Origin of the sequence: Streptomyces sp. NBC_00443, assembly GCF_036014175.1 — a bacterium.
Classification (GTDB): domain Bacteria; phylum Actinomycetota; class Actinomycetes; order Streptomycetales; family Streptomycetaceae; genus Streptomyces.
In genome coordinates, this window is record NZ_CP107917.1 from 6,135,885 (window position 1) to 6,160,838 (window position 24,954).

Here is a 24,954-nt window from a genome sequence, read left to right on the forward strand (position 1 = left end):
AGTTCCGCGTCATGGAGCACAACCCCCCGGCCACCTGGCTCACCGAGGCCGCGAGCGCGGCCGAGCAGCAGGGGGCGGGAAATCTGCTCCGTGTCGTACTGATCGTGATGGTCGTGGGCTGTGTGCTGACCGCGTGGTTCCTGTTGCGGGGCTACAGGCGGAATGACGACTGAGCCGCCGGGAAGGTTCCCCGCGGACCGTCGAAGGCGCCCCAACGGTGGAGTCGGCGTGATCGCCGTCGTGGCGCCCGCTTACGATGGGCCGACATCTTTATCCCGCCCACACCCGATAGGTCACGCCGAAGATGAGCTTCCACAGCGCCGCTGCCCAATTGGTCACCCTCGCCGCCGAGGGCGAGGAGCACGGTGGCAACCACAACAGCATCAGCCCGTGGCTCACCGGGGGTGGCGCCTTCGTCATCCTGCTGCTCCTGCTGTGGATCACGACCCGCTTCAACCGCGACCGCTGAGTCCCGGCCAGGTCCCTCCCGGTCCGGCCGACAGCTGCCCGGCCGGAGCCCTCAGGCGGGGCCGGTAGGGTCTGCACGCATGGGAGAGCAGGACATGCCTACCGGCCCCGGAAACGGCCCGTCGAACCGCGCCAAACGCCGCCTCGGCGTCATGGGTGGAACGTTTGACCCGATCCACCACGGCCACCTCGTCGCGGCCAGTGAGGTCGCCGCGCAGTTCCACCTCGACGAGGTCGTGTTCGTGCCCACCGGCCAGCCGTGGCAGAAGAGCGACCGGCACGTCTCCCCGGCCGAGGACCGCTATCTGATGACGGTCATCGCCACGGCCGAGAACCCGCAGTTCTCCGTCAGCCGCATCGACATCGACCGCGGCGGCCCGACGTACACCGTGGACACCCTGCGCGACCTGCGTGCGCTCAACCCCGACACGGACCTGTTCTTCATCACCGGAGCCGATGCCCTCGACCGGATCCTGACGTGGCGGGACTCGGAGGAGCTGTTCTCCCTCTCGCACTTCATCGGGGTCACCCGGCCCGGCCATCACCTCAACGACCCGGGGCTCCCGGAAGGCGGTGTCTCGTTGGTCGAGGTTCCCGCGCTGGCCATCTCGTCCACCGATTGCCGCGCGAGAGTCGCAAAGGGAGACCCCATCTGGTATCTGGTGCCGGACGGAGTCGTGCGCTACATCGACAAGCGCGAGCTGTACCGCGGCGAGTGAGGCAGTGAGCCGAGAGGGGCTACCGGTGAACGACCGATACGACGCGGGGAGCGCGGGATACGAGGCCGACCAGTACGAACTGGTCGGCTACGACGAGTACGGGCAGCCGGTGTACCGGCAGATCCCGCCGCAGCAACAGCAGCCCCAGCAGCAGTACGACCCTTACGCACAGCAGGGCTACGGCTACGACCCGTACGCGACCGGCCGGCAGCAGCCGGCGCCGCCGTACGACCCCTACGGGTCCGGCGACACCGGCCAGCAGCCGCCCACGCCCGGCTACGACCCGTACGGCACCGGCACGCACCAGCAGCACCACGGCGGCGCGCACTCGGCGCAGTACGACCCGTACGGCCGTACCGCGACCAGCGGTCAGCAACAGCGGGTCGCCGAGCAGACCGCCTACATCCCGCAGCAGGCCGGGCCGGTCGAGGAACCGGTGGGTCAGGGCCGCGGTGACGAGGACTACCGCACCGAACAGTTCGCTTTCGTCGAGGAGCCCGACCAGGACTCCGAGGACGTCATCGACTGGCTGAAGTTCACCGAGAACCGCACCGAGCGCCGCGAGGAGGCCCGGCGACGGGCACGCGCGCGTGTCATCGCCCTCGTGGTCGTGCTCGCCATCGCCGCGGCCGGCGGCGTCGGCTACCTCTGGTACGCGGGGAAGCTGCCCGGCCTCACGGCGTCGGACGAAAAGACCGACACCGCGACACCTGTGGGCGCCCAGAAGCGTGACGTGATCGTCGTCCATCTGCACAACACCAAGAGCGGCGGTACCTCCACGGCGCTGCTCGTCGACAACGCCACCACCCAGCAGGGCACCACCGTCCTGATGCCCAACTCGCTCGCCCTGACCGGCGACGACGGCAGTACGACCACCCTGGCCAAGTCGGTCGACGACGACGGCTCCTCCGGGACGCGCGACGCCATCGACACCGTCCTCGGCACCGAGATCCAGGGCACCTGGCGGCTGGACACCCCGTATCTGCAGAACCTCGTCGACCTGGTCGGCAACATCGAGGTCGACACCAACGCCGACGTGCCCGACCCGGACGCCAAGTCCAAGGGCGCCGCGCCCCTCGTCCGCAAGGGCAAGGCGCAGACCCTCAGCGGCAAGACGGCTGTCGCCTACGCCACCCACCAGGGCTCCGGCGAGGCGCAGAACGCCCAGCTGGAGCGGTTCGGCCAGGTCATGCAGGCCGTGCTGCGCAAGCTGACCTCGAACACGCAGGGCGCGACCACCACCGTGCAGACGCTCGGGATGATCATCGAGCCGCCGCTGACCGACAAGGACCTCGGCGCCTTCCTCGCCAAGCTCGCCGACCTCGCCAAGGGCGGCGACTACAAGACGGCCATGCTGCCCGTCGAGACCGACGGCACGCTGAGCGCACAGGCGAGCTCGAGCGTCGTCAAGGACGTCCTCGGAGGCACCGCCAAGAGCCCCAGCAAGGACGCCGCGGTCCGCGTGTCCGTCCGCAACGCCAGCGGCGACAAGGACAACACCAACGCGGCCCGCGTGGTGCTGCTGAACGGCGGCTTCACCTTCCTGGAGGGCGGCACCGCGTCCACCGCGGCCACGTCCGAGGTCGTCTACGCCGACGCGGCCGACAAGGACGACGCCACCGAGGTCGCCAAGACCCTGGGGCTGTCCTCCGGAGCGGTCAGCAAGGGCGAGGCGGCCGGGAACGCGGACGTCTCGGTGGTCCTCGGCCAGGACTACGAGCCGTCCTCCTAGCGGGCACGACACCCGGGGCACCCCACGTGAGCCGATAATCACGTGGGGTGCTGTCGGCGGTCCGTGAGACCCTTGACGTCAAGTGTCCGCCGACCGAAAGCCTTGTAGTGACCGCTACCGACCGTTCCCTCGAGCTCGTCAACGCCGCCGCCCAGGCGGCCGCCGACAAGCTCGCGCACGACATCATCGCCTACGACGTCAGCGACGTGCTGTCGATCACGGACGCCTTCCTGCTGGCCTCCGCGCCCAACGACCGCCAGGTCAAGTCGATCGTCGACGAGATCGAGGAGCGGCTCCAGAAGGAGCTCGGCGTCAAGCCGGTGCGCCGCGAGGGCGACCGCGAGGCCCGCTGGGTGCTGCTCGACTACGTCGACATCGTCGTCCACGTCCAGCACAGCGAGGAGCGCGTCTTCTACGCCCTGGAGCGGCTGTGGAAGGACTGCCCCGAGCTGGAGCTGCCCAAGGACGCCAGGGCCACCCGCGGCAAGGCCGCGGAGCACGCGAAGCACCAGGCCGCCGAGGAGGCGGCCGAGCTCGGCGGTGAGTGGCGATGAGTGCCACCGGTGAGGTGGCCGCGGGCAGGCCCGGCAAGGGCCGCCGCGTCATCCTGTGGCGGCACGGCCAGACGTCGTGGAACGTGGAGCGCCGCTTCCAGGGCTCCACGGACGTCCCCCTCACCGAGGCGGGCATCTCCCAGGCCCGCCGCGCCGCCCGGCTGCTCGCGGGCCTCGATCCCGACGCGATCATCGCCTCCGACCTCCAGCGCGCCGCACACACGGCCGCCGAGCTGGCCACGCTCACCGGCCTGGAGGTGATGCACGACGAGGCCCTGCGGGAGACCTACGCGGGCGTCTGGCAGGGGCTGACGCACGAGGAGATCATCGCCCGGTTCGGCGAGGAGTACGCGGCGTGGAAGCGCGGTGAGCCGGTGCGCCGCGGCGGCGGCGAGCTGGAGACCGAGGTCGCCGACCGCGCCGCGCCCGTGGTGCTCCGGCACGCCGAGAAGCTTCCGGAGGACGGCACGCTCGTCGTGGTCAGCCACGGCGGCACGATCCGTACGACCATCGGCCGCCTCCTCGGCCTCGAGCCCCCGCACTGGGAGAGCCTCGGCGGCCTGACCAACTGCTGCTGGTCCGTCCTGGGCGAGGGCGCTCGCGGCTGGCGTCTGCTGGAGCACAACGCCGGCACCCTGCCGGAGCCGGTGCTCGGCGACGACGACTGACGCCGAGGCGGACTGACGCCGGTGGTCCAGGCCAGGACGGCCCGGGACCCGGATTTCACTTTCCGGCAGGTCGCAGGCTAAAGTTCTTCTTGTTCGCCCCGCTGAGCGGGGCGAAAGACCACTGCGGTTCGTCCGCGTGGCACAAGGGGCTATAGCTCAGTTGGTAGAGCGCCTGCATGGCATGCAGGAGGTCAGGAGTTCAATTCTCCTTAGCTCCACAGCGAGACAACAAGATCCCGCCGATCGCTTCGATCGGCGGGATCTTCTGGTATCCGAACTGTTCGGGTCCGGCTTGAGTCACTTGGGCCTCGCAGGCGTATACCTCTCAAGAGGCGCTTCGGGGTGCGTGTTCGCATGCTTCGTTCGGCCGCGGAGGCTGCCGTGTCCGGACTGGTACTGAGGCGTCGCTGACCGTATTGGTCCGGCCGTGGCAGAATCAAACGGCCGGAAGGGGGCGCGGCCCGACGGGAGGGAGTTGCGATGCCTGCGAGCATCCTCGGAGAGGCCGGTGGCCTCTCCGGAGCAGCGTTGGCACGGGATACGATCACCCGCCTCAGCTGCCCTTCCTGCGGCTCTGTCCACGTCGCCCAGCTCCTTGGGGACAACGGCGGAATTTCCTACGTGTGCACGGCCTGCGGCCACAGCTGGAGCTGATCGATGGGTGCACACAGGCGAAAGTGCGACTGGTGCGGCAGCGGAACGCCGATCGTCCGTGACATGGAACCGGTGAACCCCGACTACCAGTACTGGTGCGAGGAATGCGCGCGGGCGCTGATCATAAAAGGCGACCCGATCGAGACCTACCGTGAACTCGAGGGCGAACCGATCTACGGCCGTCTCCTCGAAGAGCACTGCACGCTCAAGCGCTTCTATTCCTTCGTCACTGCTTGACCGGCCGTCACGGCCCGACCGCGGCCGGGGCCCCTGAGTGTCCTGAGGGCGACCCCGGCGATCACGAGGAAAAGACCCCCTGACGTCCCGTAAAGAGCGGACATCGTCAACTCGACGCCGTTCTGGCGCAGTTCGTGCCGTCCCGGGCCGTGTGGCACCCACCACAGCGCGTACGAAGAGAAGGCCAGCAGCGTGCCGAGGGCGGCGAGCCGGTACGCGCGCGTGCCGCGGAGCAGGACCACCGGCACGCACCACACCCAGTGATGCGACCAGGACACCGGGCTGACGAGCAGCGCCGTCACCGCGCAGACGGTCACCGCCCAGGCCCGCCCTCCACGCAACTCCGCCGCCACCGCGACGCCGAGCCCTGTCGCGCCCACCACGGCCGCCGTGAGCACCCATGCGGCCCCGGGGTCCGGAGTGTGCAGCAGACGCGCGAGAACGCCGCGCAGGGCCTGATTCGCGGTGTCCTCGGCGTGCCCCACACGCCCGGCCGCGAACACGACGCGGGTCCAGAAACGCCAGGAGTCGTACGGCAGTACAGCCGCGCCCAACAGGGTCGCCCCGGCGAACGAGGCGGTCGCCACACGCGCGTGCCGCAGCCAGGGGTCGCCGTGGCCGTGCCGGCGCCGGGCCGTGACACCGGTGACGAGCAGGAACACCGCGAACAGAGCCGGCGTCAGCTTCACGGCCGCCGCCAGCCCGATCCCGACGCCGGTCCAGCGGTCCTCTGGCCGGCGTGACAGATCCCACAGCACCAGGACGGCGAGCAGCAGGTTGATCTGCCCGTACCGCAGCGTCGTCCACACCGGCTCGCACCACACGGCAACCGCCGCGACCCACCAGGTGTTCGCCACGCGTGGGTGCCCGAACAGACGCAGGGACAGCCGTACGAACACCACGAGCAGTGCGAGGTTCCCGGCCGTCGCCAGGGCGCGCATCGTGGCCGTGTCGAGGAGCGTCAGCGGAGTGAACAGCAGGGCCGCGAACGGCGGGTAGGACGCGGGCAGTCGGGCGGCCGTCGCCCGCAGCGCGTACAGGTCGCCTCCCGCGCGTACGGCCGCGCCCTCGGCCCGGTACACCATCAGATCGATCATCGAGACGTGCGCGGCACGCTGGGCCGTCCAGAAAACGGCGAAGGAGACCAGGCAGGCACCCATGGCGACCGGCGCTCGGCGGCAGACTGCGGAGGGCGCGATCGCGGTCACGAAGTACGACATTAGCGGCCGTACTGGTCCGGGTCGGAAACGATTTGGTGCTCCACGAGGTCGACCGGTAATGTTGGCGTCGTCGCCGGGGAAACCGGGCGCCGCAAGTCAAGATGCGGCTCCGCCTCGTGGCCTCAAGGGGCTATAGCTCAGTTGGTAGAGCGCCTGCATGGCATGCAGGAGGTCAGGAGTTCAATTCTCCTTAGCTCCACAGTAGATCCCGCCGGATCGGTTCGATCCGGCGGGATCTTTTTTGTGTGCTCCGGGCCTGCGCGAACGAGGGGCCGCGTCCGGTGTCGACGGCCCCTCTACGCGTGCGTGCCCGGCCTCAGCGGCCCAGCGCCCGCCTGCCGCGGCCCTGGGAGAGAACCGGCAGGTTGCGGGACGACTCCTGCGGGCGGGTGTCCTCCTCCAGACGCAGGGCGAGGGCCGGGCAACGGCGCACCGCGCGCAGGGCCTTGGCCTCGGCGTAGCGAGGCACCTTCGCCTGGGCCACGGTGGGGAAGCCGTCGGCGCCCAGTTGGAAGACCTCCGGGAGGATGTCCGCGCACAGGCCGTGGCCGCGGCACAGCGTCCAGTCGACGTAGATCTTCTGGCGGCTGGGGCCGTTCTCCTCGGACTCGGCGCCGCCCGGGATGCCCGACGGAGCCCGGCCGCCCTCGAGGAGCGGCAGAACGCCTTCCACGGGCCGTCCGCAGCCGTTGCCGAGGACATGCGCCGCGAGGTCGTCCGTGAACGCCTTGATGGTGGACTCCAGGAACATCGCGGAGCCGTCGGGGTGCGAGCACGCGCCGCGCCGCTTCACATTCTTGGCGACCTGCTTGAGCGCCTCCAGGGCGGCCGGGCCACCGCCGTTGAGGATGTCCTCCAGGCCGCGCGCGGCGGCCGGCAGACCGAGGTAGCAGGGGCCGCACTGGCCCGCGCTCTCCTCGGCCAGCCACTGCGCGACGCGCAGCGACTCGCCCAGCGGACAGGTCTCCTGAGTGATCGGCAGGATCGCGCCGGCGCCGAGCGCGCCGCCCACCGCGTCCAGGGAGTTGCGCGAGACGATCGTTTCGTTGACCGTCGCCGCGTCGATCCACTTGCCGTGGTAGCCGCCGGTCAGCACGCCCTGCGGGACCGGCGGGGCGCCCGCGAGCTGGAGGACGTAGCGCAGCGGCACGCCCGTGGGGACCTCGATGACCATCGGGCGGGCGACCGCGCCGGAGACCGTGAGCATGACGGTGCCCGGCTCGTCGTACAGGCCGGTGTTGCCGTAGCGCTCCGGGCCGATGCGGGCGGCGATGGCCAGCTGGGCGAACGTCTCGGCGTTGGACAGCAGGGTGGGGGCACCGCCCACGCCGTTCTGTGAGGCGCTGACCTTGCGGCCGGCCGGGATCGCCGGGCCGCCGTCGACGGAGCGGATCACGGAGGCGGCGGCGCCGGTGACCATGCGCACCGGGTTGCGCTGGACGAACGCGCGTAGCGCGGACCGACGGCTGTTGCTGAGGCCGCGTTCGGCGAGGGCGGCCTCCATGGAGCGCTGGGTGGACTCCCGGGTGACCGCAATCACGAGCGTGCGGGCACCCAGGGCCTCGGCGCACAGCAGCGCCCCGTCCAGGATGAGATGGGGGGCACGGTTGATCATCACCGTGTCCTTGCGGCAGGCCGGTTCGTCCTCACTGCCGTTGACCACGACGACCGGCCGTACCCCGCGCTTGATCGCGGACTCGGCGACCGCGCGCAGCTTCTTGTGGAAGGGGAAGCCTGCGCCGCCGCGGCCCTTCAGGTTGATGTTCTCGGCGAGCTTCGCGAGTTGCTCGCCGCCCATCGGTTCGAGCGGCCCGTGCACCTTCAGGTGCATGGGCAGATCAAGTCTTTCGACAAGGTCGAAGCCCGACGTGAGCTGCGGAAGTCCGACCACGCGGACTTCTGGTACGTCGGGCAGGGCCTCGTTCACTTAAAGCCTCCGGAAGGCGTGTTCCAAGGTTCGCCCGAACCCGGTGCCTCGAAGTCGTAGGGGGCACCGGGGAAAGTTTCAGTGGCGGGACCGCTGTTGTTGTACGTGTCGTTCTGGTTGTACGTACCGAAGACGGCGTTTGTCTCAGCGGTGTCGTACACATCACTCGAACCGTAGCCGGAAGCCCCCGCGTCGTAGCGCGGGGTGCCCGAATTGTCGTAGACGGGGATGTTGTAGCCGGTGTCGTTGAGCGGGTCATAGGCCGACGCGGGCGCCTCGCCGACCGGGGGTGGGGACGGGATCGGCCAGCTGCCCGAGGTGCTGCCGCCGCCGTCGACGCGCGGGATCGCCTCCGTCGGCTGCATGTCCATGGGCAGGTCCATGCGTGACGTCTGGTCGGGCGCATAGGGCTGCTGCTGCCCTCGGGAGGGGGGCGAGACGGCGCGATAGGCGGCGGCGAAACCGCCGGTGGTCTCTGCGGCCGACGGGGCCTGGGAGGGCATGCCGGGCAGGGTGCCGGGGCGCTCGTCGCGCGACCGCCGCGACGAGCGCTGGTTCTCGTAGCCCGGCCGCGAGGAGCCGGACGCGGCCCTGGCGCGGCTCTCCTCCAGGTTCTCGCGGCCTGCGGGGTCGTTGCCGATGATCTGGGCGAGCCGGTCGGCGACCTTGCGCTTGAAGGGACGCGGTGCCGCGCGCAGGGCCAGTGCCGCGGCGACGGCGACCACGCACAGCTCGTAACACACCATGAAGAACGTCGCCGCCGGGCGGCCGGCGAACAGTCCGTGGATCAGGGACGCGCACCACGCCGGGTAGGCCAGCATGTGCATCATCCGCCAGCGCGCCGCGACGGGCGCCGGGGACGCGAAGCGGTTGCGCAGTGCGCCGGTGACGCCCACGAAGATCATGAGGAGGCCGGCCAGGGAACCCAGGCCGACCAGGAAGGCGCTGCCCGGGATCTCGGTGCCGCCGGCGAACGTGAGGCTGAAGGGGATCAGCGCGGCGAGCAGGGTGGCGTGGCCGAGGGCCAGCTTGACGCCGATGTGCACCAGGAGGAACGCGATCGAGGCCACGGCGGTCACCCGGTGGATGGCCTGAGCGATGATCCGCTGCCGGGTGTTGAGGATCATCCGGTCCTGAGCGATGAGCCCCCAGATCACCGAGCAGGTGAGACAGACGAGAGACAGGACGCCGGCTCCGAAGTTGAGGAACTCCAGGAACGCGTCGTCCATCACGCTGTCGTTCGGATCCGTCGTCACGACATACCTCCCGATATCGCGGTGAGGGGTATGGACGACCGAGAGGCACCGACCGACGCCCCCCGAGCCGGGAGGGCCGGCCTGGGGGGCGAGGTGCTGTGAGGGTGAGGGTTCATGGGGGCGACTCCGAACGGTTCGGGAAAGCGGTCCCGCGCCGCACTCTAAGCGGCTCCATACCGGGGGGTACGGGGTTTGAGTTATTGCGCTGCTGTCGACGGGCTGAGAGAGGATTGTGTTGTCCCTTAGCGACTGTTACGCCAGGTAACAGTTGAGCATTGTTCAACTTCTCGAGGTCTTCACAACTCTCAGGTACGGAACCCGGGGCGCCGATGTTCATGCGCGCCCCCTATAAGAAGCCCTTCGCGCCCCCGCCGGAAGTCCGTCGCGACCCGCTCGGGCCCTGCGGTACCCTGACGCCATGCGTGCCGTACGCCTTCTGCTTAGCGGGCCGCGCTGATCAGTCCCGACCACCGGGTGAATCGGATGGTCGGAATCGGCGCGGCGTCCCCTCCTGTGCGAGGGGATTTTTCGTTTCCGGAGAACCGCAGCCGCTTGCAGAGACGATCGATGGAGCTTTGAGGATCATGAGCGAGACGAACCCCGCTGCCACCGCCGAAGTGGCCGCGCCGCACCGCTACACGGCCGCCATGGCGGCCGACATCGAGGCACGCTGGCAGGACTTCTGGGACGTCGAGGGCACGTACGCGGCACCGAACCCCAAGGGTGACCTGGCCGGCGACCCCGCGCTGGTCGCCAAGCCCAAGAAGTTCATCATGGACATGTTCCCGTACCCCTCCGGAGCGGGCCTGCACGTCGGTCACCCGCTGGGCTACATCGCCACCGACGTCTTCGCGCGCTTCCAGCGCATGACCGGCCACAACGTCCTGCACACCCTGGGCTTCGACGCCTTCGGCCTGCCCGCCGAGCAGTACGCCGTGCAGACCGGTACGCACCCGCGCGTGTCCACCGAGGCCAACATCAAGAACATGCAGAGCCAGCTGCGCCGGCTGGGTCTGGGCCACGACAAGCGCCGGTCGTTCGCCACGATCGACCCGGACTACTACAAGTGGACCCAGTGGATCTTCCTGCAGATCTTCAACTCGTGGTACGACGACGAGGCGAAGAAGGCCCGTCCGATCTCCGAGCTGCTCGCCCTGTTCGAGTCGGGCGAGCGTGCCGTACCGGGTGCTGACGGCGGCACGCGCGCGTGGAGCGAGCTGAGCGTCGCCGAGCGCGCGGACGTCCTGGGCGAGTACCGCCTGGCCTACGCCTCCGACGCGCCGGTCAACTGGTGCCCCGGCCTGGGCACGGTGCTGGCCAACGAGGAGGTCACCGCCGACGGTCGCTCCGAGCGCGGCAACTTCCCGGTCTTCAAGGCCAAGCTGCGCCAGTGGAACATGCGGATCACGGCCTACGCCGACCGGCTGCTGGACGACCTGGACGAGCTGGACTGGCCCGAGGCCATCAAGCTGCAGCAGCGCAACTGGATCGGCCGCTCCGAGGGTGCCCGCGTCGACTTCCCCATCGACGGCGAGAACATCACGGTCTTCACCACCCGCCCCGACACCCTGTTCGGCGCGAGCTACATGGTGCTGGCGCCCGAGCACCCGCTGGTCGAGAAGTTCACCCCGGACGCCTGGCCCGAGGGCACCCACGACGTCTGGACCGGCGGTCACGCGGCCCCGGCCGAGGCCGTCGCCGCCTACCGCGCGCAGGCCGCCTCCAAGTCCGAGGTCGAGCGCCAGGCCGAGGCCAAGGACAAGACCGGCGTCTTCATCGGCTCGTACGCGACCAACCCGGTCAACGGCGAGCAGGTCCCGGTCTTCATCGCCGACTACGTCCTGATGGGCTACGGCACCGGCGCGATCATGGCCGTTCCGGCGGGTGACCAGCGCGACTTCGAGTTCGCGCGCGCCTTCGAGCTGCCGATCGTCTGCATCGTCGAGCCGACCGACGGGCGGGGCACGGACACCTCGACCTGGGAGGACGCCTTCGGGTCGTACGACGCGAAGATCATCAACTCCTCCAACGACGACATCTCCCTGGACGGCCTGGGCGTCGCCGAGGCCAAGGCGCGCATCACCGAGTGGCTGGAGCGGTCCGGCGTCGGCGAGGGCACCGTCAACTTCCGGCTGCGCGACTGGCTGTTCAGCCGCCAGCGCTACTGGGGCGAGCCCTTCCCGATCGTCTACGACGAGGACGGCATCGCCCATGCGCTGCCCGAGTCGATGCTGCCGCTGGAGCTGCCCGAGGTCGAGGACTACTCGCCGCGCACCTTCGACCCGGACGACGCCGACACCCAGCCCGAGACGCCGCTGTCGCGCAACGAGGATTGGGTCAACGTCACGCTGGACCTGGGCGACGGCCGTGGTCCTCGCCCGTACCGGCGCGAGACCAACACCATGCCCAACTGGGCCGGTTCCTGCTGGTACGAGCTGCGCTACCTGGACCCGCACAACAGCGAGAAGCTGGTCGACCCCGAGATCGAGCAGTACTGGATGGGGCCCCGCGAGGGCCAGCCGCACGGCGGCGTCGACCTGTACGTCGGCGGCGCCGAGCACGCCGTGCTGCACCTGCTGTACGCGCGCTTCTGGTCCAAGGTCCTGTTCGACCTGGGACACGTCTCCTCCGCGGAGCCGTTCCACAAGCTGTTCAACCAGGGCATGATCCAGGCCTACGTGTACCGCGACAGCCGCGGCATCGCGGTGCCCGCCGCCGAGGTGGAGGAGCGCGACGGCGCCTACTACTACCAGGGCGAGAAGGTCTCCCGGCTGCTGGGCAAGATGGGCAAGTCCCTGAAAAACGCGGTCACTCCGGACGAGATCTGTGCCGAGTACGGCGCCGACACCCTGCGGCTGTACGAGATGGCGATGGGTCCGCTGGACGTGTCCCGGCCGTGGGACACGCGCGCGGTGGTGGGCCAGTTCCGGCTGCTGCAGCGGCTGTGGCGCAACGTCGTCGACGAGACCACCGGTGCCGTGACGGTGGCGGACGCCGAGCCCGACGAGGACACGCTGCGTGCGCTGCACAAGGCGATCGACGGAGTGCGCGGGGACCTGGAGGGCATGCGGTTCAACACCGCCATTGCCAAGGTCACGGAGCTGAACAACCACCTGACGAAGGCGGGCGGCGCGGTACCGCGCTCGGTCGCCGAGTCGCTGGTGCTGATGGCCGCGCCGCTGGCCCCGCACATCGCCGAGGAGCTGTGGCGCAGGCTGGGGCACACCGACTCGGTGGTGCACCGGGACTTCCCGGTCGCCGACCCGGCGTACGTCGTCGACGAGACCGTGACCTGCGTCGTGCAGATCAAGGGCAAGGTCAAGGCCCGCCTGGAGGTCTCACCGGCGATCTCCGACGAGGATCTGGAGAAGGTCGCGCTGTCCGACGAGAAGGTCGTGGCGGCGCTGGACGGGGCCGGGATCCGCAAGGTGATCGTGCGGGCGCCGAAGCTGGTGAACATCGTTCCGGCGTAGGCGTGCGCGTAGGAGCGTAGGCGTGCGGCGATTCGGCGGCTTCGGCCGGATTTGGCGTGGGCTCGGGGTGATCCCCTACGGGCAGGTTCGGGGTTCTTCTGGAACTCCGGGCCTGCCTGCTGCGTTTACCGTTGGAGAGTGACGCGGTGTGTGCCGCGACCGGTCGGAGGAGGAGCTCGTGGAAGCAGTGATCGCAGTCGTCGCCCTGCTTTTCGTGCTCTTCGTCGTGCTCGGCGTGTACGCCACGGTGAAGGTGGTCGGGGCCGCCAAGCGCCGCGTGGACGAAACCATCACCCATGCCCGGCGCACGGTCGAGGACGGCACCCTGCGAGCCAAGTCCTTCGCCCAGCCGGGCGCGGCAGGCGAGCTCGCCCAGCTGCGGCTGAAGCTGCGCACCTCCATGAGGGCCACCCAGGACGCGCTGCACGCGGGCGTGGCCGAGGACGAGTCTCTCAAGGAGTCCCTCGGCCTCTTCCAACGCCTCAGCGCGCACGGGCACGAACTGGACGCCGAGATGCGGCGCCTGGAGTCCGAGCCGGACCGCGCGACCCTCGCCGAGCGGCTGCCCGACCTGCGCGAGCGCACCGAGCGCGTCGTCAAGTCGGCGGATGCGCTGCGCTGGGCCGCCCGCGACCGGGCCCGCCGCTTCGCCGCCGACGACCTGGACACCCTCAGCGCGCAGATCGACGTGGAGGCCGGCGCCCTGCGGCACTGGCAGACGGCGGAGTCCTCCTCCTCGTCCGCTTCTTCTTCCTCCTCGTCGACGCCGCCGCCGTCGGAACGTCCGTCGGCCACCCCGCCCCCGTGGCCCGAGGCCCCGGCCGCCGAGGCCGCCGGGACGGCCGAGCAGACCTGGCCGGACGCACCTCGGTCGCAGCGGGCCGAGGAGCCGACCCGGCCCGCCATCAGCCCGGCAGCCCCGCGCCCGACGTACCCCTGGCAGAAGAAACCCCGTCCCGAGAGCACGACTTGAGCCCGGGTGCGCCCGCGCTGATCGGTCAAGGCATTCCCAGGTGAGCGGGGTCGGACTGCCGCCCGGGCGCTACGCCAGGTAACCTCCAGCTCATGTCCCGCCATGTCGCGATCGTCACCGATTCAACGGCCTACCTGCCGCAGCGGACGATGGAGCGCCACGGCATCACAGCGGTGCCCCTGACCGTGGTCGTCGGCGGTCAGGCGCTGGACGAGGGCACCGAGATCTCGACCCGATCCCTCGCCCAGGCGTTGCAGAAGCGACGCCCGGTCACCACCTCGCGCCCCAGCCCCGAGGTCTTCGCGGAGCACTACCGCAAGGTCGCTGAGTCCGGCGCCACCGGCATCGTCTCCCTGCACCTGTCCGCCGAGCTCTCCGGCACCTACGACGCAGCGGTCCTCGCGGCGCGCGAGGCGCCGGTACCGGTGCGGGTGGTGGACACCGGGATGGTCGCCATGGCGCTGGGCTTCTGCGCCCTTGCGGCGGCCGAGGCGGCGGAGACGGGCGGTACGGTGGACGAGGCCGTCACCGCCGCGGAGAAGCGGGCCGGGGCCACGGCCGCCTACTTCTACGTCGACACCCTCGAATACTTGCGCCGCGGCGGCCGCATCGGCGCCGCGCAGGCTCTGTTGGGCTCAGCGCTCGCGGTGAAGCCGCTGCTGCAGCTGGAGGGCGGCCGGATCGGTCCGCTGGAGAAGGTACGGACGGCCTCCAAGGCGATCGCCCGCCTCGAGGAGATCGCGGCCGACCGGGCGGGCAGCGCGCGGGTCGACATCGCGGTCCACCATCTCACCGCCCCCGACCGGGCGTCGGCGCTGGCGGATCGTTTGCGGGCGCGGGTGCCGGGGCTGGCCGATCTGCATGTGAGTGAGGTCGGGGCGGTGATCGGGGCGCATACGGGGCCTGGGTTGCTGGGGGTTGTGGTTTCGCCGCGGTGAGATTTCGCCGCGGTGACGGCCCTTTTCGTGGGTTGGTCACTCGTGTGGGTGGCGGAGTTATCCACAACTCGCCGGTAATCCCCGGGGATTGAGCAAGATCATCGCGAGTGCATCGAGGCGTCCGATGCTCGTCGCATGGCACTTCGATCACGTACACGCACCACGACGGCAACCAGCGGCCCGGGCCGCGGCCCTCACTCCGACGTCCGTGCCCGCCGACGCCGACACATGCATGCCCCGGGCCGGTCACGGCCGCGCCATGCGTCCGAGCGAGCGGCGGAGGAGCTGCGGCGAAGGGCGGAGGTGATTTTCGCCGAACGAGCCGGGGAGTGGGGGAGTCGGGGGCGGGACCACCGGTGGGTGGGGACACGTCTGAGGGGGCTGATCGGCGTGCGGGGCGTGGGCATGAGCCTGGCCCCGGGGAGTCGGGGGCGGACCTGGGGGGTGCGCTGCGGGTTGGTGGGGTGACGGGTGCGGATGTCCCGGGGGCTGACTGGCTGCTGGGATCCGATGGCCGGCGCGCTGATGGGCTGGTGGGCACCGTAGCGCCGGGCGCTGATGGGCTGCTGGGCACCGTAGTCCCGGGCGCTGATGGGTCGCGCGGTTTTGATGTCCCGCGTGCCGAAGGGCTCGTGGCCTCCGATGTCCCGCGTGCGGAAGGGCTCGTGGCCTCCGATGTCCCGCGCGGCGATGGGGCGAGGGGCGCGGACGTGCCGGATGCCGGTGCGGGTGAGAGGGCTGGTGGCGCGGGTGCCGTCGTGGGTGACGGGGCTGGTGGCGCTGGTGTTGGAGCCGGAGCCGGAGCCGGTGCCGGTGCCGGGGAGTGGCGGGCGCGTGCCGGGCTGGCTTTGCGGGAGCGGATGCCGGTGTGGTTGCAGGCGAGGTGTGGGCTGGAGCGGCGGAGCGTGGTTGCGCTCACCGTGGTGCTCGTCCTCGCTGCCGGGTTCGCGGTGCAGCACTTCTGGGCCGGGCGGGCGCTGTCCGTGCGGGCGCCGGAGGTGGTGCGGGCGGCGGCCTCGTACGGCGGAGAACCGCAGGGAGGACAGCAGCAGGGAGGGGCGAGCGGGCCGAGTACGTCGGCGGCCGTCGGTGCGTCCGGAGCTGGGGCCACGGCGGCTGCCGAGATCGTCGTGGACGTCAGCGGCAAGGTGCGCGAACCGGGCATCCACCGCCTGCCGGCCGGTTCGCGGGTCGCCGACGCCCTGCGCGTAGCCGGTGGGGTGCGGCCCGGCACGAAGACCGACAGCCTCAACCGGGCTCGGTTCCTGGTGGACGGCGAGCAGGTGGTCGTCGGGGGTCCGGCCGCCGTGTCCGGGGCCGCTCCGGGCACGGGTGTGGGCACGGGCGGTGCGGCGGTCGCGGGGGCGGCACCCGGCGCGCCGGTCGCCCTCAACACAGCCACTGGGGACCAGCTCGACACCCTCCCGGGCGTCGGCCCGGTCCTGGCCCAGCACATCATCGACTATCGCACCCAGCATGGCGGCTTCCGCTCGGTGGACGAGCTGCGCGAGGTCAACGGCATCGGCGACCGCCGTTTCGCCGATCTACGGAATCTCGTGCGGCCATGATTCACGACGCCCGCGTACCCGACCCCGCGCCCTCCCGCGCCACCGTCCACGCCGCGTCCGGCAGCCGGCTCGGTGCCTCCCACCCCCGTCAGGAAGGACCGACGGACCTCCGACTCGTCCCGCCCGCGCTGTCCGCCTGGGCGACGGCGGCCCTGATGCTGGGCGCCCCTGAGAGGTGGGCGGTCGGGGTGGCGGTTGTCTGTCTGCTTGCGGCAGGCGTATTGCTGGTCGTGCGGCTGGGCGGGGGTGTGGAAGGCGGGCTTGGCGGGTCCCCACCCGGGCAGCCCACCCCACCGCGCAGGCCGAGCACCGTGCCCAGGCGCATCAGCCGGCCGCGAGCCTCGGTCGCCGCCGTGCTGCTCTGTGTCGCCGCGGCTGCCGTCTCCGCCGGGCTGCACGGGGCCGACCTGCGGCGTGGGCCGGTGCCGGAGCTGGCGCGGGAGTACGCCACCGTGACCGCCGAGGTAGAGGTGACCTCCGATCCCCGGCTCACCCGAGCTCGGGTCAGAGGGAATCACATGGCGCCGACCTCGGTGCTGATCAACGCGGATGTACGACGTGTCGAGGACGCGGACGGCACGGCGGTGGTGACGCGGGCGCCGGTGCTGATGATCGTCGACGCGGGGTGGGGGTCGGGGTCGTCCAGTGAGGGTGAAGGGGCGCCGCAGTCCTCCCGCGCCCGGCGTTCTCCCTGGCTGGAGCTGCTCCCCTCCACCCGGCTGCGGGTGACCGCGCGGTTCGCGCCCGCCCTCGCGGACGGGGACCGGGTGGCGGCCGTGCTGCGGGTGCGGGACCCGGGGGTGCCGCAGGTAGTGGGGGAGCCGTCGGGGGCGCAGCGGCTGGCGGGGCGGTTGCGGGCCGGGCTGCGGGAAGCGACCGACGGCTTGCCGGCGGATGCGCGAGCACTGCTGCCTGGCCTGGTCGTGGGGGACACCTCGCGGATCACCGCGGAGCTGGACAAGGCGTTCAAGGAGACCGACCTCGCGCACACGCTCGCCGTCTCCGGCAGCAACCTCACGATCATCCTCGCCCTGCTCATCGGCCCGCCCGGCCTGGCGCAGCTCGCCGAGCGCCGTGGGCTCGCGCCTCGTCTCGGCATCTCCCTGCGGACGACAGCGCTGCTCGGCGGGGCGCTCACCCTCGCGTTCGTCGTCGTATGCCGGCCGGACCCGAGCGTGCTGCGGGCCGCGGCCTGCGGAGCCGTCGCGCTGCTCGCCCTGGCGACCGGACGCCGTCGGACTCTGATCCCGGCGCTGGCGACGGCCGTACTGCTGCTGGTGCTGTACGACCCGTGGCTGGCCCGCAGTTACGGCTTCCTGCTCTCCGTCCTGGCCACGGGTGCCCTGCTCACCCTCGCGCCCCGCTGGAGCGCGGCGTTGCGACGGCGCGGGGTGCCGCCGAGGTTGGCCGAGGCACTGGCGGCCGCGGCTGCAGCGCAGGCGCTGTGCGCTCCGGTCGTGGCGGTGCTGTCGGCTCGGGTGAGCCTGGTGGCGGTGCCGTGCAATCTGCTCGCGGAGTTCGCGATCGCACCGGCGACGGTGCTGGGCTTCGCGGCGCTGGCGACGGCGCCGTTGGCGATGCCCGTGGCCAAGGTGCTGGCCTGGTGTGCGGGTTGGCCGACCGGCTGGATCGCGGATGTCGCCCGGACCGGCGCCGCGCTGCCCGGCGCGGGAGTGGACTGGCCCGGCAGCTGGACCGGGGCGGCGCTGCTCGCCCTCGCCACGGTGGTCGCTCTGCTTGCCGGTCGGCTGCTGCTGCGGCACCCCTGGTGGTGCGGTGTCTGCGGGGCGCTGCTCCTGCTGGTGGTGGTGCAGCCGCCGCCGCTGACCAGGGTGGTCACGGGGTGGCCGCCGCCCGGGTGGCGGTTCGCGATGTGCGATGTGGGGCAGGGCGACGCGACGGTGCTCGCGGCAGGCGACGGGACGGCCGTGGTCGTGGACGCTGGCCCCGATCCGACGCTGGTCGACCGGTGCCTGCGCACGCTCGGGATCACCCGGGTTCCGCTTGTCGTGCTCACCCACTTCCACGCCGACCATGTGGCGGGCCTGCCCGGCGTCCTGCGCGGTCGTGCGGTGGGCGCGATCGAGACGACAGGGTACGAAGAGCCCGTGGACCAGGTGGAGTTCGTGCGCAGGGAGGCGGCCGCTCGGCGCGTTCCCGTGACGCGGGCCGCCGCCGGGGAGGAGCGGCGTGCCGGAGACTTGAGCTGGCAGGTGGTCTGGCCGCCGCCCTCCCACCCGTCCCTCCCGGCCACGGCCCCGGAGGGTCCGAACGACGCCAGTGTCACCTTGCTCGTCCGGTCGTCCGGGCTGCGGCTTCTGCTGCTCGGGGATCTCGAACCCCCGGCCCAGCGGGCGCTGTTGAGATCGCCGGCCGGGGCGCTGCTGGGCGGCGTGGACGTGCTCAAGGTGGCCCATCACGGCTCGGCGTACCAGGACCCCGAGCTCATACGCCGGGCGGCGCCCCGGCTGGCGTTGATCAGCTGTGGCGAGGACAACCCGTACGGCCATCCGGCTCCCAGCACCCTCGCGGCGCTACGGGCGCAGGGAGCCGTGGTGCTGCGGACGGACGAGGACGGGGCGCTGGCGGTCGCGGGTACGGGCGCGGAGCTGCGGGCGGCGGGAGACTGAGGGCATGGAATCCGTTGAGGTTGATGCCTATCTCCGCCGCCTGGGGGTCGAGCACCCCGCCTGGCCCACCGTGGCCGTGCTGCGCGAGCTGCAACTGCGCCATCTGCAGACCGTGCCCTTCGAGAACCTCTCGATCCACCTCGGCGAGGAGATCGTCCTGGAGGAGAAGCGACTGCTGGACAAGGTGGTGGGGGCGCGACGGGGTGGGTTCTGCTACGAACTGAACGGGGCGTTCGGGGCGTTGCTCGGCGCGCTGGGTTTCGATGTGACGCTGCTCGCGGGGAGGGTCCATGTGAAGGAGGAGGAGGTCGGGATTCCCTACGACCACATGGCGCTGAAGGTGCGGACGGTGGACGGGGGCGCGTGGCTGGCGGACGTCGGCTTCGGGGCGCACAGCCACTATCCGTTGGAATTCGAGGCGCGGGGTGAGCAGGTGGATCCGGCGGGTGTGTTCCGGATCGTCGAGGCGGGGCCGGACGCGGCGGGAGTGCGCGGCGGGCACGACGCGGAGGAGGCGGCGGATCTGGAGGTCTCCATGGACGGCAGGGCGGAGTACCGGCTGGAGCAGCGGCCGCGGGCGCTCGGCGACTTCGTGGCCGGGGCGTGGTGGCACAGCACCTCGCCGGGCTCGCACTTCACGCAGTCGCTGGTGTGTTCGCGGGTGACGAAGGAAGGCGGGCGGATCACCCTCAGCGGCCGCACCTTCAAGACGACGGCGGCCGACGGGACACGTGAGGAGCGGAAGTTGGGGACGGACGAGGAGGTGCTGGAGGTGTACCGGGAGCGGTTCGGGATCGAGCTGGACCGGGTGCCGACGGTGCGCAAGCCCAACCGGCACGGCTGATCCGGCAGGGGCTCGGGCTGGGCGGGCGCGCGGACCCGGCGCACGGTCGTCTCCTGTCGGTGTCCGAGAATTGCTCCGTGAGCGATGTGAGACATGTGCTGGTGCTGCCCGATCGTGACGCGGCGGAGGAGGTCGCGGGGGCGCTCGGGGAGCGGTTCGGAATCGAGGAGGAGCCGCGGCTGGTGCGGGATGCGCTGGCCGGGGAGGATGATGCCGAGGACGCGCAGTGGCTGCTGGTGCTGCGGGACGAGGCGGGGCGGCTCGATCCGGGTGAGCTGGATGAGTTCGTGGGGGAGTGGGACGGGTGGCGGGAGGAGCCGTAGCCGGACGGAGTGACCGGCCTGACCGGCCCGCTGTCCCCGGCCTGACCGGCCCGCTGTCCCCGGCCTGACCGGCCCCGCTGTCCCCGGCCTGACCGGCCCGCTGTCCCCGGCCTGACCGGCCCCGCTGTCCCCGGCCTGACCGGCCCGCTGTCCCCGGCCTGACCGGCCCGCTGTCCCCGGCCCGACCGGCACCCTGCCCCCGGCCTGGCCAGCCCCCGGCCTGACCGGCACCCTGTCCCCGGCCTGACCGGCACCGTGCCCCCGGCCTGATCCGCTTCCTGCCCCGGCCCCACCCCACCGCTGACCGGCCCCCTGTCCCCGACAGTCCCGATCGGCGCTCACTGTCAGTGGCCCGTGCCATCCTTGTCGCGATGGCCAGGAAATCTGCAAGTGACGACCTTCTCTCCCCCGTGACCCTCGCCGTGGGCCAGGAGGAGCTGCTGCTGGATCGTGCCGTGCGGGAGGTGGTGGTTGCCGCTCGGGCCGCTGATGCCGATACGGATGTGCGGGACCTGACTTCGGAGCAGTTGCAGCCGGGCACGTTGGCGGAGCTGACCAGTCCGTCGCTGTTCGCGGAGCGCAAGGTCGTGGTCGTGCGCAATGCGCAGGATCTGTCGGCCGACACGATCAAGGACGTGACGGCGTATCTGAGCGCGCCGGCCGAGGAGATCACCCTGGTGCTGCTGCACGCCGGGCAGGCCAAGGGCAAGAAGCTGCTCGACGCCGCGCGCAAGGTGGGGGCGCGGGAGGTGGCGTGTCCGAAGATGACCAAGCCGGCGGACCGGCTGGCGTTCGTCAGGCAGGAGTTCCGGGCGACCGGGCGGTCCGCGACGCCCGAGGCCTGCCAGGCGCTCGTCGATGCCATCGGCAGTGATCTGCGGGAGCTGGCGTCAGCGGTGAGTCAGCTGGTCGCCGATGTCGAGGGGACCATCGACGAGGCGGTGGTGGGGCGGTACTACACAGGCCGGGCCGAGGCGTCGAGCTTCACCGTCGCCGACCGGGCGGTCGAGGGGCGGGCCGCGGAGGCGCTCGAGGCGCTGCGCTGGTCGCTGGCGACCGGCGTGGCGCCCGTGCTGATCACCAGTGCGCTCGCCCAGGGCGTCAGGGCCATCGGGAAGCTGTCCTCGGCCCGGGGCGGCCGGCCCGCCGACCTGGCGCGTGAGCTCGGGATGCCGCCCTGGAAGATCGACCGTGTGCGCCAGCAGATGCGGGGGTGGACGCCCGATGGAGTCGCGCTGGCGTTGCGCGCGGTGGCCGAGGCGGACGCCGGTGTGAAGGGCGGCGGGGACGACCCGGAGTACGCCTTGGAGAAGGCGGTCGTGACGATCGCGCGGGCCGCTCGGTCCAGAGGGCGGGGCTAGCGCCTGTTGTTCGGATCATGCCGACCCGAGCGGGGTCTGGCATGCGCATCTGTCGCGTTGTCGTCGGTTGTCGACTCCCCACTCTCGACTTCGCTCGAGCGGGGGGACCCCCATCGCGTCGCCGCCCTCCTCCGCCTTGCAGCTGCACGCATCAGACCCCGCTCGGGTCGGCTGAAAGGCGCAGTGCCTCCCAGCCGACCTGATCCAAACGACAGCCCTGGGGGAGGAGAGGAGAATCGGGCGTATCGGCCGTACATCGCCGGACACGGAAGGTGGCGATCAGACATGGCTGAGCATCCGCACGCAACTCTCGTCCGCAAGGGCTACGAAGCCTTCGCGAGCGGTGACATGGACGCCCTTCGCGGGCTGATGACATCGGACTGCACGCACCACGTGCCCGGCAGCCACCCGTTGTCAGGTGACTTCAAGGGCCAGGACGCGATCATCGAGATGTACGGCCGGCTCTACGAGGAGACCGCCGGGTCGATGAGGGTCGAGCCGCGCACCGTACTCGTCGACGGCCGGGGGCACGCGGTCGCCGTACACCACTTCACGGCGGAGCGGCAGGGCAAGCGCCTCGACGAAGATGGGGCCATCGTCTTCCGCATCGTGGGGGACAAGGTCAGCGATCTCGACGAGTGCGTCGCGGACATGGACCGGGTGAACGACTTCTGGTCGTGACAGCCGCCCCGAGGGGCAGGGCCCAAGGAGCAGGGCCCAAGGCGCAAGGCCCAAGGAGCAGGGCATACCGAAGGCCCCGGCCGCCGTCCTGGGGAAGGACGGAGGCCGGGGCCTTCGGTTCAAGCTGCTGAGCCCGTACCCGCGTGGCGAACGCAGGCCGCGTACAGGCTCGGAGTGCCGGACGGGAGCGGATGAGAGAGGGCCCGCTCGAGTCCCTCCGGCGATCAAATCAAGTGTCAGCCCTTGATGGCGCCGACCTTCGAAGCAAGCGCCGACTTCTTGTTGGCGGCCTGGTTCTTGTGGATGACGCCCTTGGCGACGGCCTTGTCGAGCTGACGCGCGGCAGCGCGCTGGTACTCGGTGGCCTTCTCGGTGTCACCCGCGGCAGCGGCCTCACGGGCCTTGCGGATCGCGGTCTTCAGGGAGGACTTGACGGCCTTGTTGCGCAGCCGAGCCTTCTCGTTGGTCTTGATCCGCTTGATCTGGGACTTGATGTTCGCCACTGATGAGCCTTTTCAGGTTCTGGCACGGGGCCGCGCGGGACCCGTCCCGGTGATTTTCTGGAGTGTGCCTCGTGCTGAGAGGGCATGAGACACAGCCACCCAGGCTACCAGTGGCCCGGCCGACGGCCCAAAACGGTCGCCGGTCGCCGCCCATGGGACCATGGAACCTACGTATAGATCCGACCCGAGGCATAAGGCGCCTCAAGAGACAGGACCCTGCGTGCCCGCGACCCCTAACAATGTGCCCGAGCCGAGCCGTACCGACCCGGCACTGATCCGCAACTTCTGCATCATCGCGCACATCGACCACGGCAAGTCCACGCTCGCCGACCGGATGCTCCAGCTGACCGGTGTGGTCGAGCAGCGGCAGATGCGTGCTCAGTACCTCGACCGGATGGACATCGAGCGTGAGCGCGGAATCACGATCAAGTCCCAGGCGGTGCGGCTGCCGTGGGCTCCGACCCACGATTCCGGCAACACGCACATCCTCAACATGATCGACACCCCGGGGCACGTCGACTTCACCTACGAGGTCTCGCGGTCGCTCGCCGCCTGCGAGGGCACCGTCCTCCTCGTCGACGCCGCCCAGGGCATCGAGGCCCAGACCCTCGCCAACCTCTACCTGGCGATGGAGAACGACCTCACGATCATCCCCGTGCTGAACAAGATCGACCTGCCGGCCGCGCAGCCCGAGAAGTTCGCCGAGGAGCTCGCCAACCTGGTCGGCTGCGAGCCGGGCGACGTGCTCAGGGTGTCCGCCAAGACGGGCCTGGGCGTCGATGCCCTGCTCGACAGGGTCGTCCGCGAGGTTCCCGCCCCGGTCGGCGTCAAGGACGCTCCCGCCCGCGCGATGATCTTCGACTCGGTGTATGACTCCTACCGCGGTGTCGTGACGTACGTCCGTGTCATCGACGGCCAGCTCAACAAGCGCGAGCGGATCCGGATGATGTCCACCGGCGCCACGCACGAGCTGCTGGAGATCGGGACGAACTCGCCGGAGATGCTGGCGGCCGACGGCCTCGGTGTCGGCGAGGTGGGCTATCTCATCACCGGTGTGAAGGACGTCCGCCAGTCCAAGGTCGGTGACACCGTCACCAGCCAGCACAAGGGCGCCGAGCAGGCTCTCGGCGGATACAAGGACCCGAAGCCGATGGTCTTCTCCGGTCTGTATCCGCTGGACGGCTCCGACTACCCGGAGCTGCGCGAGGCCCTCGACAAGCTCCAGCTCAACGACGCCGCGCTCGTCTACGAGCCGGAGACCTCCGCGGCCCTCGGCTTCGGCTTCCGCGTCGGCTTCCTGGGACTCCTGCACCTCGACGTGATCCGGGAGCGGCTGGAGCGCGAGTTCGGGCTCGACCTGATCGCCACCGCGCCCAACGTGGTCTACCGGGTGGACATGGAGGACGGCACCGAGCACACCGTCACCAACCCGAGCGAGTTCCCCGAGGGCAAGATCAACGAGGTGTACGAGCCGGTCGTACGCGCCACGATCCTCGCGCCGACCGAGTTCATCGGCTCGATCATGGAGCTGTGCCAGACCCGGCGCGGCACCCTCCTCGGCATGGACTACCTCTCCGAGGACCGGGTCGAGATCCGCTACACGCTTCCCCTCGCCGAGATCGTCTTCGACTTCTTCGACCAGCTGAAGTCGAAGACGCGTGGGTACGCCTCGCTGGACTACGAGCCCACCGGCGAGCAGACCTCCAGCCTGGTCAAGGTCGACATCCTGCTGCACGGCGACAAGGTCGACGCCTTCTCCGCGATCACGCACAAGGACGCGGCGTACGCGTACGGTGTGCGGCTCGTCGCCAAGCTGCGCGAGCTCATCCCGCGGCAGGCCTTCGAGGTGCCGATCCAGGCCGCCATCGGCTCCCGGGTGATCGCCCGCGAGACCATCCGCGCCATCCGCAAGGACGTCCTCGCCAAGTGCTACGGGGGCGACATCTCCCGTAAGCGCAAGCTGCTGGAGAAGCAGAAGGAAGGCAAGAAGCGGATGAAGATGGTGGGTTCCGTGGAGGTTCCGCAGGAGGCCTTCATCGCCGTACTGAGCAGTGATGACAGCGCGGGTTCGGGCAAGGCCAAGAAGTAACCGCAGGTAGCACCAGGTGGCCCGGCAAATCGCCGCATCGGGGGTCCGTCGTACGAAAGCGCGACGGGCCCCTTTGTGCGCGCCGTGTGACCGTCTGGAGGAAGTGACAGGGCGCAGGCCCTTACGCAGTGGGCTC

The 24,954-nt window shown here is 70.7% G+C and carries 21 protein-coding genes and 2 tRNA genes; 19 read left to right on the forward strand and 4 right to left on the reverse strand.

Going from position 1 to position 24,954, the window contains the following annotated elements; all coding sequences use genetic code 11:
- Positions 1 to 11 precede the first annotated feature (11 nt).
- The 8 genes from OHO27_RS27765 to OHO27_RS27800 all read left to right on the forward strand — a co-directional run bounded on the left by OHO27_RS27765 (position 12) and on the right by OHO27_RS27800 (position 5,032).
- Positions 12 to 173, forward strand: coding sequence for a hypothetical protein (locus OHO27_RS27765; protein ID WP_328427687.1), 162 nt, complete (start codon positions 12 to 14; stop codon positions 171 to 173).
- 131 nt (positions 174 to 304) lie between these two features.
- Positions 305 to 469 carry a hypothetical protein gene (locus OHO27_RS27770; RefSeq protein WP_107119861.1) on the forward strand — a complete coding sequence of 55 codons (165 nt, stop codon included), beginning with the start codon at positions 305 to 307 and terminating at the stop codon, positions 467 to 469.
- A gap of 79 nt (positions 470 to 548) precedes the next feature.
- The gene (gene nadD / locus OHO27_RS27775) at positions 549 to 1,187 is read left to right on the forward strand and encodes a nicotinate-nucleotide adenylyltransferase (protein ID WP_328427688.1); all 639 of its coding nucleotides are present in this window, start codon (positions 549 to 551) and stop codon (positions 1,185 to 1,187) included.
- Between the two features lie 25 nt (positions 1,188 to 1,212).
- Positions 1,213 to 2,919, forward strand: a complete 1,707-nt coding sequence (locus OHO27_RS27780) for an LCP family protein (RefSeq protein WP_328427689.1) — start codon at positions 1,213 to 1,215, stop codon at positions 2,917 to 2,919.
- A gap of 107 nt (positions 2,920 to 3,026) precedes the next feature.
- Complete coding sequence (gene rsfS / locus OHO27_RS27785; protein ID WP_328427690.1) at positions 3,027 to 3,473, forward strand: ribosome silencing factor; 447 nt, start codon at positions 3,027 to 3,029, stop codon at positions 3,471 to 3,473.
- The gene (locus tag OHO27_RS27790) at positions 3,470 to 4,141 is read left to right on the forward strand and encodes a histidine phosphatase family protein (protein ID WP_328427691.1); all 672 of its coding nucleotides are present in this window, start codon (positions 3,470 to 3,472) and stop codon (positions 4,139 to 4,141) included. Before rsfS ends, OHO27_RS27790 begins: the two co-directional genes overlap by 4 nt.
- 145 nt (positions 4,142 to 4,286) lie before the next feature.
- Positions 4,287 to 4,359 (forward strand) — tRNA-Ala (locus OHO27_RS27795).
- 439 nt (positions 4,360 to 4,798) lie between these two features.
- On the forward strand, positions 4,799 to 5,032 hold the full coding sequence (locus OHO27_RS27800; RefSeq protein ID WP_003976229.1) for a hypothetical protein: 234 nt from the start codon (positions 4,799 to 4,801) through the stop codon (positions 5,030 to 5,032).
- Here OHO27_RS27800 and OHO27_RS27805 read toward each other — a convergent pair.
- Entirely contained in the window at positions 5,011 to 6,252 is a 1,242-nt protein-coding gene (locus OHO27_RS27805) for a glycosyltransferase 87 family protein (protein WP_443059613.1), read from the reverse strand. The two genes, OHO27_RS27800 and OHO27_RS27805, sit on opposite strands and share 22 nt — an antisense overlap.
- Positions 6,253 to 6,378: 126 nt before the next feature.
- Here OHO27_RS27805 and OHO27_RS27810 point away from each other — a divergent pair.
- Positions 6,379 to 6,451 (forward strand) — tRNA-Ala (locus OHO27_RS27810).
- A gap of 117 nt (positions 6,452 to 6,568) precedes the next feature.
- On the opposite strand, the gene OHO27_RS27815 is transcribed toward OHO27_RS27810, so the two are convergent.
- A complete protein-coding gene (locus OHO27_RS27815) occupies positions 6,569 to 8,179 on the reverse strand; it encodes an NADH-ubiquinone oxidoreductase-F iron-sulfur binding region domain-containing protein (protein WP_328427692.1) in 1,611 nt (536 codons plus the stop codon).
- The gene (locus OHO27_RS27820) at positions 8,176 to 9,408 is read right to left on the reverse strand and encodes a ferric reductase-like transmembrane domain-containing protein (protein ID WP_328430578.1); all 1,233 of its coding nucleotides are present in this window, start codon (positions 9,406 to 9,408) and stop codon (positions 8,176 to 8,178) included. Before OHO27_RS27820 ends, OHO27_RS27815 begins: the two co-directional genes overlap by 4 nt.
- Before the next feature lie 611 nt (positions 9,409 to 10,019).
- On the opposite strand from OHO27_RS27820, the gene leuS reads away from it, so the two are divergent.
- From leuS to OHO27_RS27865, 9 genes are all read left to right on the forward strand, one after another.
- Complete coding sequence (gene leuS / locus OHO27_RS27825) at positions 10,020 to 12,908, forward strand: leucine--tRNA ligase (RefSeq protein WP_328427693.1); 2,889 nt, start codon at positions 10,020 to 10,022, stop codon at positions 12,906 to 12,908.
- Positions 12,909 to 13,086: 178 nt separating this feature from the next.
- Complete coding sequence (locus OHO27_RS27830; RefSeq protein ID WP_328427694.1) at positions 13,087 to 13,881, forward strand: hypothetical protein; 795 nt, start codon at positions 13,087 to 13,089, stop codon at positions 13,879 to 13,881.
- Between the two features lie 92 nt (positions 13,882 to 13,973).
- A complete protein-coding gene (locus tag OHO27_RS27835) occupies positions 13,974 to 14,819 on the forward strand; it encodes a DegV family protein (protein ID WP_328427695.1) in 846 nt (281 codons plus the stop codon).
- Between the two features lie 710 nt (positions 14,820 to 15,529).
- Positions 15,530 to 16,387 (forward strand): helix-hairpin-helix domain-containing protein, encoded by an 858-nt coding sequence (locus OHO27_RS27840; RefSeq protein ID WP_443059721.1) that lies wholly within the window; start codon positions 15,530 to 15,532, stop codon positions 16,385 to 16,387.
- Complete coding sequence (locus OHO27_RS27845; RefSeq protein WP_328427696.1) at positions 16,384 to 19,017, forward strand: ComEC/Rec2 family competence protein; 2,634 nt, start codon at positions 16,384 to 16,386, stop codon at positions 19,015 to 19,017. Before OHO27_RS27840 ends, OHO27_RS27845 begins: the two co-directional genes overlap by 4 nt.
- A 4-nt stretch (positions 19,018 to 19,021) precedes the next feature.
- A complete protein-coding gene (locus OHO27_RS27850) occupies positions 19,022 to 19,861 on the forward strand; it encodes an arylamine N-acetyltransferase family protein (RefSeq protein WP_328427697.1) in 840 nt (279 codons plus the stop codon).
- A 77-nt stretch (positions 19,862 to 19,938) separates the two neighbouring features.
- Positions 19,939 to 20,184, forward strand: coding sequence for a hypothetical protein (locus OHO27_RS27855; RefSeq protein WP_328427698.1), 246 nt, complete (start codon positions 19,939 to 19,941; stop codon positions 20,182 to 20,184).
- A 371-nt stretch (positions 20,185 to 20,555) separates the two neighbouring features.
- Complete coding sequence (gene holA, locus OHO27_RS27860) at positions 20,556 to 21,545, forward strand: DNA polymerase III subunit delta (RefSeq protein ID WP_328427699.1); 990 nt, start codon at positions 20,556 to 20,558, stop codon at positions 21,543 to 21,545.
- 285 nt (positions 21,546 to 21,830) lie between these two features.
- The gene (locus tag OHO27_RS27865) at positions 21,831 to 22,226 is read left to right on the forward strand and encodes a nuclear transport factor 2 family protein (RefSeq protein WP_328427700.1); all 396 of its coding nucleotides are present in this window, start codon (positions 21,831 to 21,833) and stop codon (positions 22,224 to 22,226) included.
- A 236-nt stretch (positions 22,227 to 22,462) separates the two neighbouring features.
- On the opposite strand, the gene rpsT is transcribed toward OHO27_RS27865, so the two are convergent.
- Positions 22,463 to 22,729 (reverse strand): 30S ribosomal protein S20, encoded by a 267-nt coding sequence (gene rpsT / locus OHO27_RS27870; RefSeq protein ID WP_328427701.1) that lies wholly within the window; start codon positions 22,727 to 22,729, stop codon positions 22,463 to 22,465.
- 220 nt (positions 22,730 to 22,949) lie between these two features.
- Here rpsT and lepA point away from each other — a divergent pair, with 220 nt between their 5' ends.
- Positions 22,950 to 24,818, forward strand: a complete 1,869-nt coding sequence (lepA, locus tag OHO27_RS27875) for a translation elongation factor 4 (protein WP_328427702.1) — start codon at positions 22,950 to 22,952, stop codon at positions 24,816 to 24,818.
- The last annotated feature ends 136 nt before the right edge of the window (positions 24,819 to 24,954 follow it).

What these genes read in the sequence shown, in the direction of transcription:
- holA (WP_328427699.1), top strand. Translation starts at nt 20,556, where the DNA reads ATGGCCAGGAAATCTGCAAGTGACGACCTTCTCTCCCCCGTGACCCTC.
- OHO27_RS27770 (WP_107119861.1), top strand. Translation starts at nt 305, where the DNA reads ATGAGCTTCCACAGCGCCGCTGCCCAATTGGTCACCCTCGCCGCCGAG.
- OHO27_RS27765 (WP_328427687.1), top strand. Translation starts at nt 12, where the DNA reads ATGGAGCACAACCCCCCGGCCACCTGGCTCACCGAGGCCGCGAGCGCG.
- OHO27_RS27835 (WP_328427695.1), top strand. Translation starts at nt 13,974, where the DNA reads ATGTCCCGCCATGTCGCGATCGTCACCGATTCAACGGCCTACCTGCCG.
- OHO27_RS27845 (WP_328427696.1), top strand. Translation starts at nt 16,384, where the DNA reads ATGATTCACGACGCCCGCGTACCCGACCCCGCGCCCTCCCGCGCCACC.
- leuS (WP_328427693.1), top strand. Translation starts at nt 10,020, where the DNA reads ATGAGCGAGACGAACCCCGCTGCCACCGCCGAAGTGGCCGCGCCGCAC.
- OHO27_RS27865 (WP_328427700.1), top strand. Translation starts at nt 21,831, where the DNA reads ATGGCTGAGCATCCGCACGCAACTCTCGTCCGCAAGGGCTACGAAGCC.
- OHO27_RS27850 (WP_328427697.1), top strand. Translation starts at nt 19,022, where the DNA reads ATGGAATCCGTTGAGGTTGATGCCTATCTCCGCCGCCTGGGGGTCGAG.
- OHO27_RS27820 (WP_328430578.1), bottom strand. Translation starts at nt 9,408, where the DNA reads ATGGACGACGCGTTCCTGGAGTTCCTCAACTTCGGAGCCGGCGTCCTG.
- OHO27_RS27800 (WP_003976229.1), top strand. Translation starts at nt 4,799, where the DNA reads ATGGGTGCACACAGGCGAAAGTGCGACTGGTGCGGCAGCGGAACGCCG.
- OHO27_RS27790 (WP_328427691.1), top strand. Translation starts at nt 3,470, where the DNA reads ATGAGTGCCACCGGTGAGGTGGCCGCGGGCAGGCCCGGCAAGGGCCGC.
- nadD (WP_328427688.1), top strand. Translation starts at nt 549, where the DNA reads ATGGGAGAGCAGGACATGCCTACCGGCCCCGGAAACGGCCCGTCGAAC.
- OHO27_RS27805 (WP_443059613.1), bottom strand. Translation starts at nt 6,252, where the DNA reads ATGTCGTACTTCGTGACCGCGATCGCGCCCTCCGCAGTCTGCCGCCGA.